Origin of the sequence: Streptococcus sp. DD11 (assembly GCF_001578865.1) — a bacterium.
In the GTDB taxonomy this organism is placed as follows: Bacteria; Bacillota; Bacilli; order Lactobacillales; family Streptococcaceae; genus Streptococcus; species Streptococcus panodentis.
Window position 1 is genome coordinate 45567 of record NZ_KQ969399.1, and the last position, 13330, is coordinate 58896.

The 13330-nt window shown below is 44.9% G+C and carries 9 protein-coding genes and 1 pseudogene; all 10 read right to left on the reverse strand.

Annotated features, from left to right (window positions below):
* Window positions 1-380, reverse strand: a pseudogene (locus STRDD11_RS13780) (GIY-YIG nuclease family protein); the annotation flags it as partial.
* The gene (locus STRDD11_RS12955; RefSeq protein ID WP_128837647.1) at window positions 373-2298 is read right to left on the reverse strand and encodes a DEAD/DEAH box helicase; all 1926 of its coding nucleotides are present in this window, start codon (window positions 2296-2298) and stop codon (window positions 373-375) included. The pseudogene STRDD11_RS13780 and the gene STRDD11_RS12955, both read right to left, overlap by 8 nt.
* The gene (locus STRDD11_RS12960) at window positions 2295-5057 is read right to left on the reverse strand and encodes a class I SAM-dependent DNA methyltransferase (RefSeq protein WP_128837648.1); all 2763 of its coding nucleotides are present in this window, start codon (window positions 5055-5057) and stop codon (window positions 2295-2297) included. The genes STRDD11_RS12955 and STRDD11_RS12960 overlap by 4 nt, the downstream gene beginning before the upstream one ends.
* 222 nt (window positions 5058-5279) lie before the next feature.
* A complete protein-coding gene (locus tag STRDD11_RS12965; protein WP_128837649.1) occupies window positions 5280-6443 on the reverse strand; it encodes an ATP-grasp domain-containing protein in 1164 nt (387 codons plus the stop codon).
* A 12-nt stretch (window positions 6444-6455) separates the two neighbouring features.
* Window positions 6456-7196, reverse strand: a complete 741-nt coding sequence (locus STRDD11_RS12970; RefSeq protein WP_128837650.1) for an esterase family protein — start codon at window positions 7194-7196, stop codon at window positions 6456-6458.
* Between the two features lie 17 nt (window positions 7197-7213).
* A complete protein-coding gene (locus STRDD11_RS12975; protein WP_128837651.1) occupies window positions 7214-8047 on the reverse strand; it encodes an alpha/beta hydrolase in 834 nt (277 codons plus the stop codon).
* A gap of 191 nt (window positions 8048-8238) precedes the next feature.
* Window positions 8239-9576 carry a methylenetetrahydrofolate--tRNA-(uracil(54)-C(5))-methyltransferase (FADH(2)-oxidizing) TrmFO gene (trmFO, locus tag STRDD11_RS12980; protein ID WP_128837652.1) on the reverse strand — a complete coding sequence of 446 codons (1338 nt, stop codon included), beginning with the start codon at window positions 9574-9576 and terminating at the stop codon, window positions 8239-8241.
* A 92-nt stretch (window positions 9577-9668) separates the two neighbouring features.
* The gene (locus STRDD11_RS12985) at window positions 9669-10163 is read right to left on the reverse strand and encodes a phosphoribosylanthranilate isomerase (RefSeq protein ID WP_128837653.1); all 495 of its coding nucleotides are present in this window, start codon (window positions 10161-10163) and stop codon (window positions 9669-9671) included.
* A 58-nt stretch (window positions 10164-10221) separates the two neighbouring features.
* Window positions 10222-12315 (reverse strand): type I DNA topoisomerase, encoded by a 2094-nt coding sequence (topA, locus tag STRDD11_RS12990; RefSeq protein WP_128837654.1) that lies wholly within the window; start codon window positions 12313-12315, stop codon window positions 10222-10224.
* 85 nt (window positions 12316-12400) lie between these two features.
* Window positions 12401-13243 (reverse strand): DNA-processing protein DprA, encoded by an 843-nt coding sequence (gene dprA, locus STRDD11_RS12995; RefSeq protein ID WP_128837655.1) that lies wholly within the window; start codon window positions 13241-13243, stop codon window positions 12401-12403.
* Window positions 13244-13330: the final 87 nt, after the last annotated feature.

Consider the following 13330-nt stretch of genomic DNA (forward strand, 5'->3'; position numbering starts at 1 on the left):
AACAATGATTTCTCAACCTTGCTTGCTTGCCCAAAAAGTTCTTCATCTGCCAAAATTTCATTTATAGCGACAGGAAGTGGATTCTCTGTATTCTCTATTCCCGCCACTTCCAGTACGCCAAATTCATCATACTGTTTGAGTTTCCGGACGCTGTCAGGATTCTTGCGGATGCCATTTAAGCGAGAATAGAGACTGCGTTCTTTGATATCCCGTGATTTTTTCGGCTCCTGGCTCTCATGTTCCTTCATCCAAGTAATGATTTCTACAAATTTTTCTATCTCTGGGTCAGTGACTACTCTTTTCTTGGGCTGCAAAGGGGCAACCAGACTATCAAACTGAGGGTCTTTAAAAATGTCGTCTAAACTTTTAAAGTCAGTCACGTTCTCCCTCCCTTCTCATTCGCTCCAGTTGCAATAAAGCATAGGCAAGGCGTTGCTCATATTGATCACTGCTTGTTTTATCAGGATGCTTACCATTCTCTGCGATAAATTGCTTGATTTGGGGATAGAGCAACAGCAACTCTTCTTTACTAAATTCCATCTTTTGTCCATCCATGTAGTCTTGGATGACACGTAAAGTTGGAGCATCAATCTCTTTAGAGATAACCTCGTAAGCTCGTTGAAATGGATTAATCTGGTCAATCAAATCAATTGAGAGTTCATCGATATTAACAAACTTATCTGCCATTTTTAGGAAGTCAGTATTGCCTGCTCCCTCTTTTTGCTCTGCCGACTGAATAACAGACTGGGCGACAAAATGCTGACGAACTTCTTCCAGCTCTTCTGTGGATAGGTCAGGATAGGTTTTCATGATAATGGCAGGAATCATCTGTTTATTGATAACATCGGCATCCATGCCAGCAGCAATAGCATTCTGAATCTGTTGTTCTTGAAGGATGCTAGCGCGCAGGTCATTCATATCATTCTCAATGATATCTTTTGTGCGTTCTGTACTCGGTTCTTTCAATCCCTTGACGAATAGATCCGTACCTGATGATTTTTGTTTGTCATTGTCTTTTCGCTTAAACTTAAAATTAGGGGCTAAAACAGATTCCATCAAGAGACTGGCTGTGATAGCTTTCATAACATTGTTGACAGCGTAATAGACTTCATCATCCTGCGCGTCTGGTTGTGCGATGAGATTGGTGAACTGGGCATGAGTCTTGTTTGGACTGTCACGAGTTACCCGACCGATGATTTGTACGATTTCAGTCAGAGACCGCCGGTAGCCAATGGTTAGTGCATATTCTGCATAAGGCCAGTCAAATCCTTCCTTGGCCATTCCCAAAGCGATAATCATATCTAAATCATCTAACCCTGTCATAGTGCGGAGGTATTCTTGGACTTTTTCTCGCCCTTCTTCGTTGACCAGGTCTGCCACTTTTAAGATCCGACCAGACTTTTCGGTCACATGCCATATCCCAGTTTGCGGATCCTGGACAGCCTGCCCTAACTCATCCAAGATTCTATCTACTTCATCATACTTGTCCTTGGTGGACTCACCAGAATTGACACTTGGAATATGGATAATTGTTTTCTTACTTGTATCTAAGACCTCATGTAAGGCATCTGTATAACGTCCTCGGTAAAAACTATAACCCATGGCAAAGCTTTTGAGATATTGATAACCTTCTAGCTGTTCGTAGTAGGTATAGGAAACCTTATCAAACTTTCGCTCATCCTCTGGAGCTAGGATAGGAACCGAGTCCCCACGGAAGTAAGAGCCAGTCATAGCAACTACATGGGCTTTAGAATTTGCTAAAATATTGCGTAGGGCATTTCCCAAAACAGAGTTATCATCCTGTGAAACATGGTGGAACTCATCTATAGCGAGTAAGACATCATCAAAATCACTATCTGCCAACTCCTCAAAAGCAAATCTCAGGGTAGCATGGGTACAAATCAAGACTCTATCTGTCTCGCTTGAAGAATGCATAAAGTCGATAAAATGTCGAACTTTACTCTGGCTCGTTCCAGACTCTGTCGAGTTATTCTTAGGTTCAACAACCCAGTCCCAGTAAAATCCATGCTCCGTCAGATTGGTTGTTTGAAAAGATTTTCCAATTGAGCGTTCTGGTACAGCTATAATCGCCTTTTTTAGTCCTTGGCTGTGGAGTTTGTCCAGTGCGATAAACATGAGTGCCCGAGATTTCCCTGATGCAGGCGGAGCCTTAACCAAGAGGTGCTGGGAAGTCCGCTTGGCGTAAACACGCGCCTGCATCTCTCTCATGCCAAGGGCGTTGTTAGACTGGCTAGTGCCAGTGCCATTGTAGTTGATTTCAAAAATATTTGAGGTCATTTCTCATCCTCCGTCATTTCTTTATAAAGTTTGAGTAACACGCTGAGTCGTTCCTCATCTGACTCAAACGGTTTTTGTTGGTAGGCACGCTCGACAATGCCATCAATCTTTTCGTGTGCTTTTCGTAGACGTTCATTCATTGGTTTATTTGCACCGCCATAGAGTTCGTCAAGTGTCCCTCCTTCTTCTTCACGAACATCTAACATGTCAAAGACTGCCTCTTCAAGCATTGTTTTACGATGGGATGACATCTCTAGGAGTGGGAAAGTGTTATAGACGAGACCTGCAGAATATCGCAATCGAGTCTCTAGTTTGCCACCAATTGCTCTTAGCCAAACCATGTGCATTTTGGACTGCAAAACTCCTAAAAGCCAGATAGGAGCGTTGTAGATAGCCATAGCAGAGTTAGAAATAACAGTATCTTCGCCAACAAATCCCATGGGAACATATTCACGAGATTCGGAAGAAGTACAAGGGACGAGGATGGTGTTTTCTGAAACATCATGATAAAACCCAAATAGCCATGGTGTAGAGGCTAATTCATTTGTGGCTGTACGACTACTTGCAAGTCTATGCTGACGAACTTGTTCAATTCGTTGGATTATAAATTGATTATCTTTATAAATATTATATCTTTTATCATTTAACCAGATAACATACCTAAATCCACCATTGATAAATTCTTGCCCACCGCCATAGATTTTGATAATATCTGATAATTCTGGATAAGATTTCATTACATCATGGTATTCTTCAACAGACAGTATCAAACCACCGCCATCGTTTGGTTGGTTTCCAAAATACATAGTTGGAAATTCAGATAAAGAATTTCTTTGCTGTGATACAAGAATGTCTTCACCTTCTGTCAAATAGGCGTTAATGTGGTCCACATCTCGAACAGCACCATCCTCACTAAATAGATATTTAGAGGTTTCAACTGTATGTGATAGACCGATGATTGATACGGTAACTCCAGCATTATGAGCAGCGCTATTATTCCATTTGAACGAAGCATAAGCAAATGAAATCTCAACACCAAGACTAAAGATTTCAGGCCATAAAACAGCCACCTGTTGCCCTTGGTTAATAGAGTTTGTTGTTACAAAAGCAATTCTGGCGTTATAATGATTGATAAATCTTGCACCTTTTATAAACCATCCTGCAATGTAATCAAGTTGACGATGACTATTTACATTAACAAACAAGTTATCCATATCTACTTTTTGAGATGCTGATTGTTTTCTGCTCCCTATATACGGCGGATTGCCGAATATATAGACTTCTTCGTCTCCTTTGACTTCTAAGACTTCTTCCCAGTCAATTCGCAGAGCATTGCCACAGATGATATTTCCAGCATCACGAAGGGGCAGTAATTTAGGATGGAAGTCAGCTAAAGCCTCTTCCATCTCAACGTTCATCTGGTGCTCGGCTATATACAAGGAAAGTCTCGCTACCTCATGGGCAAAGTCATCCAGTTCAATTCCAGAGAACTGATGGAGTTGGATTTTAGAGGCATCAGCAAGCATTTCACCTTGGTAGGCACCTTTTTCATTCAAGGCCGCACGAATATCTCGCATTTTTTGGAGAATATTGATTTCCAAACGTCGCAGTTCTTTATAGGTGATAATCAAGAAATTACCAGAACCGCAGGCGGGGTCTAAGAATTTAATTGCTGCCATACGGTTGAGAAGACCATCTAAATTCGGCAGAATTTGACGGAGCTCCTTGCGACGATGCTCTTCTGTCATATCACTAGCAGCGATATAGTAATCCGCTCTCTCCTCCAATTCTTTGTAAGTTTGTTGGAGACTATCCAAAAAGAGGGGCTTGATAACCTTCATGATATTAGGAACGCTGGTATAGTGCATGCCAGAGCTAGAACGTGCCTCAGCATTTGCCACTGTCTGAATCATAGAGCCAAGAATGTCTGGATTGATTTCATTCCACTTAAGAAGCTCTCCTGCCTCAATCAAAAGTTTACGAGTATAAGCATTAAAAGTAAGATCATGATGGGGCTCTGAAAAAAGTTTCCCATTGACATAAGGAAAAGCTGTCAACCATCCATCCAGGCCTTGACGTGCCATTTCTGGTTTATCCAAAACTTGGAAAAGCAGGTGGATAACCTCATTCAGATCCGAACCGTCCTTAGCAGTGCGAGTTTTAATGACATTGGTAAACAAACCCTTAGAGATGATGTTGGTATCCTCTGCAAACAGCAAGAAGAGGACACGAATGAGGAAAAGATTGAAAGATTTTCCGTCTTTTTCTGCCAACGCTAGCTCAGGATTGATTTTAACCAATTCATCATATAGCTTGGTAAAACGTTCTGCAGCTTTGACATCTGCTGGATTTTCTTTATCGTAGTCAACTTTCTCAATCCCATTCCACGGCAAAAAGAAGTCACAATATGCCGGCAAATCTTCGAAAGAAATAGCCAAAGTTAAACTAGTTTTCGTATCTTTAGCATATAGTTCCTGAAAGTCGGTCGTTACAATAAAACGTGGCTGGCGTGCTTGCTCCTCTAATTCTTTTTCAATCTCCGTAAGAGCAAGCAAGGGCTCACTCCCTACCTTACGGAAATGAAGTTTATTTTTGATTCTAAAGTTTTCATCTGCACTTTGACTTGCTCGTGTGATGGTAGTCTTTGTGATGTCAAAAAGACTGACAAAGTCACTGATAAAATTATCTTTATCTAGATTCTCAATCAGATTTTTAGCTCTATCTTCGATTTCAGTGATGTTTAATAACTTCTTAGCCATATGACACCACCTCTCTCTTCAGACAACGAGAAAAGCCTGCTGGTTTGCCAACAGGTCTTGTCTTATTCGTGCTGCATTTTTTTATTGGGTTATATATATATATTACATAATTCATTTAAAACTCCTCTACTTCTTCGTAATCTCTATTATAGCATGATTTTTTCCTGTATAAAAGAGTGAAATAACCTTCGACATTTCATCGAAGGCTATCGAGCTAGTTAGTCAACTTTTTTTGCCAAAATCAGCAATCATTTCCTCTAGCTGCTCCCGGCTTGGCGTCGTCAGCATATAGAGATGGTCGCCTTGGAGTTCGGCAAAGGCAGCCGGCATGGTTTTCTTGACCTTGAAGTTGTCGCGGTATTTTTCCAGCAGCTCTTCTTCGGAATAAACATAATGGGAGCTGCTCCTGCGGGAGGTCGCCAGACAGAAAAGAGGGGCCATATGAGCTTGTGGGAAGGGCTGGCCTGCTACCACAGCCGCATAGCCTTTGTAAAGATCAATCGAATGCGCATAGTTGTAAACATCGATGGTGAAGCCGCCAGCCGGCCGATTATTGTATTCGATAGCGATATAGTCATTGCCCTCACGGAAAAATTCGATATGGAAAAAACGCTCCTTCATGCCAAAGGCCTTGACAATGGCTTCTCCATACTGACGGAGCTTGGGATCCATGTCTTTGAGGACATAGTAGGAATTGTCCATCTTATAAAGCATGAGATCCAGCGGTGTATGGGCATAGTCAAAGGTCGTTGAAAAGACAATATTCCCCTGACTGTCGGTCAGGCCGTCAAAGGTGCAGATTTCACCGGACTGGACAAACTTTTCAAAGAAATAAACCGTTTCGTGATCCCATTCCTGCTTAAAGCGCTCCACATCTTCAGCATTTTCCAGCTTAAAGGTCGCTGCTGCTCCCACTCCGTTATCCGGCTTGGCAATGAGCGGCAGACCGATCTTCTTGACTGCCAAATCCGCTCCGGCTAAGGTTTTGACAACCTGACCGGGGACAACCGGAACTCCTGCCTTCTTAAAGAGTTTTTTCATCTCGGACTTGTACTTGGTCTTCTTCAAATCCTTAGGCTTGGCACCGAAAACATTGAACTGCTCACGCAGAACCGCATCCTGCTCCAGCCAAAATTCATTCTGCGATTCAATACGGTCAATAGGGCCGTGCTTATAAAAGAGAAAGGCCACCGCCTTCTTGACTTCGTCAAGATTTTCAAGATTTTCTACTCTGAAGTATTCAGTCAATGAATCCTTCAAAGGCTGGTCTAACTGGTCATAAGGCTCCTGACCGATTCCCAGAACAGTAATTCCTTTGTTAGCCAGTTCTACAGTAAACTGCTGAAAATTCTGCGGATAATAGGGAGAAATAACGATATAATTCATAGGAAACCTCCTTTAAAGATTGAGTTCATTGAGGAAATAAGGCATTTGCTTACGCCACCAAATCCAGTCATGGGACACATCATGGCCCCATTCAGCAAACCAGGCCGGCAGATTTTTATGCTCAAAAGCTTCTTTGAGTGTGTAGAAAGACGGCAGACCGTCCTGTTCCCAGTCACCCAGGCCGGTACAGATAATGACATCCGCCTGCCGGTAACGGTCGATAAACCAGCCGTCATTCTGATTCCAGATATAGTCAGCCGGGGAATTTTGATAGATAACTTCATCATTGAGATTGTCGCCGACAAAGAAACGGGCATCATAAACGCCGCTCAGGGCAATGACCTTGCTGAAAACATCGGGATGCTGCAGGAAGAAATTGACCGCATGATAGGCTCCCATAGAGCAGCCGGTCGTCATCATCGGATCAAACCAGCCGGTCTTATGCTTGATAAACGGAATGGCTTCCTCAATCACATAACGCTCATAGGCCCGGTGCATCTCTGCCCGGTCATGGGGGTGCTTCCAGTCAGCCAGCCAGCTCTCGCTGTCCACGCTGCTGAGGGTGAAAAACTGGACCTTGCCGGTCTCGATAAACCAAGAACAGGCCTCAATCATGCCAAAATCAGCATATTCATTGTGGCTGCCGCCTGATGATGCAAAGACCACAACCGGAATCCCGGCATGCCCATAACGGTTGATATACATTTCACGGCCCAGATTCCCGCTCCAATGACTTAAATATTCTACATGCATTTTCTTGCTCCTTGTATCTATTTCAATGACCACTTCTCACTGATAAAACGCAGACAGCCGGGCAGATTTTCAGCCCAGGCAATTTCGTTGTGGACAGCTCCGGACTGAATCCTGATAAAGAGATTCTCCAAGTCCACACCCGATAGGATCAGCTGCCGAAAATAGCTCAGTGAGGAGTCGATATAGGCCTGCTTGATATTGCCGGCCATCAATGTTCTGTCGGTATCATCTGCTTCTTCGGTACCCACATAGATATAAATCCGCTGGTCGCTATGCAGTTTCTTGCGCTCCAGATAGCGGTCAAAAGCTTCCTGATGCAGCCAGTTGGCTGACGAGAAAATCCCCAGACAGCCGATTTGGTCCTGGTATTCAACCCCCATGAACTGGCTGATATTCCCTCCCAGAGACGAGCCAATCATAGCTGTATGCAGCCGGTCCGACTTGGTCCGATAGTGCTGATCGATGAAGGGCTTGACAACCTCCATGACAAACTCTGCATACTCAGTGCCCTTACCGCCGAACTGCATACCGGGGATGTTGGACTCCTGATACTTCCAAGCCGAATATTCATTCATCCGCTGCAAGCCATCGTTGTCAATTGCTACGACAATCATTTTTTCAATATCGGGATTGCGTTTGATAGCAGGAATGACTTTCCAAGAATGGCCGCTGAAAGACTCCTTGCTGTAGAGAACATTCTGACCGTCATGAAAATAAACGACAGGATAAGACTGCTTCGTGTCCTGGGCATAATTCTTAGGAAGCAAAACCCGAACACGCCGTTTATGCTTGGTATAAGGAACGACTAACTCATGTGTTTTCATTTCAAGATAAAAATAGGATTTATTCATTTTCAGAAAACTTTCTATTTTCAAAATTTTTATTTATTATACCATAAATATATAAAAAAGTTAGGAATTTCCTAACTTTTTAAAGTTTTGATAGAAAATATCTGCTTCTGAAGATTAGACTTCCAGTCTGGTTCACCTTCTCCTCTCTGTCTGAAGAGGCATTGGATTGACAATCAGCCATAAATCAATTCCTAATCGGCCTCCAAGTAAGGTTTCAGGTCAGCCAAAGCCCGCTCAGCTATTTTTTCATAGCGTTCTTTCTTGTCTCGGATACGCGGCCCTTCCAGCTCCTTGATAATACCAAAGTTGACATTCATGGGCTGGAAATGCTTGCTGTCGGCGTGGGTGACATAGTGGGGGAGGCTGCCGATGGCGGTCGTCTCAGGGAAAACGAGGACCTCCTGCTTCCTAAAGAGCCGGGCTGCATTGATACCGGCTACCAAGCCTGATGCTGCAGATTCAACATAGCCCTCTACTCCAGTCATCTGACCGGCAAAGAAGAGATGGGGCTGTTTCTTGGACCGGAATGTCTGATCCAGCAGATTTGGAGAGTCCATGTAGGAATTGCGGTGCATGACCCCATAGCGGACAAACTCAGCTTTCTCCAGTCCCGGAATCATCTGAAAAACCCGCTTCTGCTCACCCCATTTGAGGTGGGTCTGAAAGCCGACGATATTATAAAGACTGCCGGCTGCATTATCCTGGCGCAGCTGAACCACCGCGTAAGGGGTCTTGAAATCCCCGTCCCGAGGTCCCTTATAATCCTCCGGATATTCCAGACCGACCGGCTTCATAGGCCCGTAAAGCATGGTTTTGACTCCGCGCTTGGCCATAACCTCAATCGGCATGCAGCCTTCAAAGTATTTTTCTTTTTCAAAGGAATTGAGCGGTGCTTCTTCAGCGTTGACCAAAGCATCATGGAAATCCATAAATTCTTGCTTGGTCATCGGCGCATTAAGGTAGGCTGCTTCCCCCTTATCATAGCGGGATTTGAGATAGACCTTGGTCATATCAATGGTATTGACGTCAATAATTGGCGCTGCTGCGTCGTAGAAATAAAAACCGTCGCCTCCATTGAGCGCGTGGATTTTCTCGGTCAGAGCATCACTAGTCAAGGGCCCTGTCGCAATGACTGTGATGGCATCTTCAGGAATTTCAGTGATTTCTTCGCGAATGACCTCAATCAATGGATGGTTAGTCACTAGCTCCGTCACCAGCTGCGAAAAGCCTTCTCTATCAACCGCTAGAGCACCACCTGCTGGTACCCGGGTCGCCTCTGCTGACTTTAAAATGACCGAGTCCAACCGTCTCATTTCTTCCTTGAGCAGACCGACCGCATTGGTCAGGGCATCTCCCCGCAGAGAGTTAGAGCAGACAAGTTCTGCAAAGTCCGAAGTCTTGTGCTGGGGCGTAGCCTTGACACCGCGCATTTCATAAAGCTTAACCGGAATCCCACGCTTGGCAATCTGGTAAGCCGCTTCACTGCCAGCCAGACCAGCACCAATAACATTGATATAGGATGATGACATGATACTCTCCCTTGGATATTTCTAGATTTTCACTCTGACCATTATAACAAAAAGATAGTAAAAAAGACAGACAGGAGGATTCCTGGATGTCTTTAATAAATTAGTTTCTCCAAATACTCTATCTTAGCAAAATCCTTATCATTGTTATTTTCATTTCGGTAAGAATCTTTGGAAGAGGCACGGTAGATAGCTAAAAACTGCTCCGCAGTTGGCAGTAGAAAGCGGACTCCTTCCACTTCTCTCTGTTCTAACTTCTCCAGCGGCACACCTGAAAATGCCTCCAAGGTTTCCATGGCCCCGAATTCAATGGATAAGCCTTCTTTTTGAAATTCATGCTCGTGCAGGTCGACTAAGCGATAGCCCAAACGCTCCATCATAGGCTCAATCTTGTCCATATCATAAATACGTTCTTCGTCTGGTGCTTCCCAGCCACGCTCATCACCATGAACATGAATATCAATATCACGCGCCTGCCAGTCCTGACCAGTAACCTGCTCCAGCCCCAAGGAGCCCATTAGCAGTGGAACAATTCCCATCTTGTTCAGTTGAGACGCGATTTTTAGAAATTCTGCAAATTTATCTGTCATAACTGCCTTCCTTTTTTACATAACATAAATTATGTAATACAAACCAATCTAAACAAATTTATTTCACTTTTTCTTCTTCGTAATCTCCATTGCTGCAGACCACCTGCTTGCCGCCGCCGCGGACTTTTTTCTCTACCAAGTAATGGTCGCACTTGGGACAGTTGCGGCCGACCGGTTTATCCCAAGAGGTGAAATCACAGTCAGGATACCGATTGCAGCCATAAAAGAGGCGATTGCGTTTGGTCTTGCGCTCAATAACCTGCCCTTTCTGACACTGGGGACAGGTCACACCGATTTCCTTGACAATAGCCTGAGTATGGCGGCAGTCTGGGAAGTTGCTGCAGGCATAGAACTTACCGTAGCGCCCCAGCTTAATAACCATAGGGCTGCCGCAGACTTCACAGTCAAATCCGGCCGGTTCGTCCTTGATCTGGATTTTCTCCATTTCGGTCTCAGCTTTGGTCACTTCCTTTTCAAAAGGTTTGTAAAATTCATCAATGACCTTCTGCCACTGCTCTTTTCCAACCTCGACATCGTCTAGCTTACTTTCCATTTCAGCCGTAAATTTGACATTGACGATACCTGGGAAAAAGTCGACAATCAGTGAATTGACGATTTCCCCCAGCTCTGTCGGCTCAAAGCGCTTGGAAACCAGCTTGACATAATAGCGTTTCTGAATCGTCTCGATGGTCGGTGCATAGGTGGATGGCCGGCCAACACCGTTTTCTTCCAAGGTCTTAATCAGCGTCGCTTCCGAATAGCGGGCAGGCGGCTGGGTAAAGTGCTGTTCTGGATTGGTGTTGATCCGCTTAACCGCGTCCCCTTTCTCCATTTCCGGCAGCATCTTGTTTTTGTCCGAATCATTGTAAATCGCCAAGTAGCCGTCAAACTTGACCTGACTGCCGTTAGCTGCAAACTGAACACCGTTTTGGCCCAGTTTGACATTCATGGTATCAAAGACAGCTGCCGTCATCTGGCTGGCCACAAAGCGGTTCCAGATCAGGGTATACAGCTTCAGCTGGTCCTTGTCCAAATACTTAGCGATGCTCTCCGGTGTATTGAAAACACTGGACGGGCGGATAGCTTCGTGGGCATCCTGCGCTCCAGAAGCGTTACGGACCTTGCTCCCATGCTTAGAATACTTGGCCCCAAAGCGCTCCGTGATAAAACCTGCCGCCTCATTTTGAGCCACCGGACTGATACGAGTAGAGTCCGTCCGCATGTAAGTAATCAATCCCTGCACACCAGAACCGATATTGATTCCCTCATAGAGCTGCTGAGCCACCATCATAGTCTTGCGGGTCCGGAAATTAATCTTATTAGCCGCATCCTGCTGCATAGACGAAGTTGTATAAGGAAGCGGAGCATTGCGCTTGCGTTCCTTCTTCTCCACGCTTTCGACTGTGAAATCATCGCCCTTGATATGAGACAGCACTTCCTTGACCTGATCATTATCGCTCAGTTTCATCTTCTTGCCGTTCATGCCATAGAAGCTGGCCTGAAACTGGCGGCTGCCTTTCTTAAAGGTTCCGTCAATCGTCCAATATTCCTCCGGCTGAAAGGCATTGATTTCATTTTCCCGGTCGATAATCAGCTTGAGGGCCACAGACTGCACCCGGCCGGCAGACAGACCTTTCTTGACCTTTTTCCAGAGGATAGGAGAAATGGAATAACCGACCAAACGGTCCAAAACCCGGCGGGCCTGCTGGGCATCCACCAAGTCCATGTCAATCTGACGCGGTTCTTTAAAGGCATTTTTGACCGCCTCCTTGGTGATTTCGTTGAAGACAACGCGGTTTTTTTCTTTCTCATCCAGATTGAGGATGTGGGCCAGATGCCAGGAAATAGCCTCTCCCTCACGGTCCGGGTCACTGGCCAGAAAGACTTGCTTGGCTTTTTTGGCCTCTTTTTTCAAATCATTAATCAAAGGACCTTTGCCGCGGATATTGATATACTGCGGCTCATAGTTATTGTCAAAATCAATGGACATAGTGGACTTTTTCAGGTCGCGGATATGTCCGACACTGGCCAGCACCTTATAGTTGCGACCCAGATATTTTTCTATTGTTTTTGCCTTGGCAGGCGATTCCACAATGACAAGATTTTTCTTGACAGCGGATTTTTTCTTCGTTTTTGTTACCAATCTATTCACCTTCTAAAAGAAATAAAATCTCATAGAGTTTAAACTATTTTTGGATAGATGTCAACTAGTAACTTTTCTTATAGGAAAACTCCTTTTAAAAATCAAACTCAGAAAGAACGTCAGACCCTGATGTGATAAGCTTTGCGCCCTCCTGAATCAAATGATGGCAGCCGTCCGATTTTCCATCCAGAATAGAGCCCGGAAGGGCAAAGACATCCCGCCCTTCCTCCATGGCCCGCTCGCAGGTGATGAGACTGCCGGACCGCAGCTTAGCTTCTGCTACAATGACACCGCGGCAAAGCCCGGCAATGATGCGGTTGCGCTCTGGAAAATGGAATTTCAAAGGCTGCTCACCTGGCCCGTACTCAGTCAGAAGCAGATGATTTTTCCCTATATAGGTCTGCAGTTTTTTGTTGGCCTTGGGATAAAAAACGTCCAGACCCGTCCCGATAACAGCGATAGTCCTGCCACCGTTCTGCAGGGCCGCCATATGAGCCGCTGTATCAATGCCGCGCGCAAGTCCGCTGACAATCACCAGTTCATTGTCCAGCTCTGTGATTATCTTCTGTACAGCTGCATTGCCCTGTCTGCTGCTGTCGCGGCTGCCCACCACCGCTGCCTTGGGCAGTTCCAGCAGATCCAGATTTCCCTGATAAAAAAGCAGGGTCGGCGCATCATAAATCTCGCACAAATCCCAGGGATAAACATCATTCAGGATGGAAAAGGACGGAAAAAGCTCAAAATCTTCCTTCAAAGCAGGCAGATCCAGCCGTTTGTACTTCTCCATAAAGAGTGCTGGATTGCGGCACTCGGAAACCACTGCTTTATCCCGCAGAGACAGCTCCTTATCCCTGCTTTCAGCATACCTGAGCACATTTAAGACCTGATGATTGGTTAAGCCGGCTTTTTTCATCTTGTAAATTTCAAAATTATTCATTTTCTCACCTCACCCTATTTATTCGCAAAAAATGGCAGAAAATAAAAAAAGGCGGTGGGATTGAACTAAATTTTTAAAAATTTAGTT

Bases quoted from the DNA above. Each gene is read 5' to 3' on its own strand.
- STRDD11_RS12955 (WP_128837647.1), bottom strand. From the start codon at position 2,298: ATGACCTCAAATATTTTTGAAATCAACTACAATGGCACTGGCACTAGC.
- STRDD11_RS12960 (WP_128837648.1), bottom strand. From the start codon at position 5,057: ATGGCTAAGAAGTTATTAAACATCACTGAAATCGAAGATAGAGCTAAA.
- STRDD11_RS12965 (WP_128837649.1), bottom strand. From the start codon at position 6,443: ATGAATTATATCGTTATTTCTCCCTATTATCCGCAGAATTTTCAGCAG.
- STRDD11_RS12970 (WP_128837650.1), bottom strand. From the start codon at position 7,196: ATGCATGTAGAATATTTAAGTCATTGGAGCGGGAATCTGGGCCGTGAA.
- STRDD11_RS12975 (WP_128837651.1), bottom strand. From the start codon at position 8,047: ATGAATAAATCCTATTTTTATCTTGAAATGAAAACACATGAGTTAGTC.
- trmFO (WP_128837652.1), bottom strand. From the start codon at position 9,576: ATGTCATCATCCTATATCAATGTTATTGGTGCTGGTCTGGCTGGCAGT.
- STRDD11_RS12985 (WP_128837653.1), bottom strand. From the start codon at position 10,163: ATGACAGATAAATTTGCAGAATTTCTAAAAATCGCGTCTCAACTGAAC.
- dprA (WP_128837655.1), bottom strand. From the start codon at position 13,243: ATGAATAATTTTGAAATTTACAAGATGAAAAAAGCCGGCTTAACCAAT.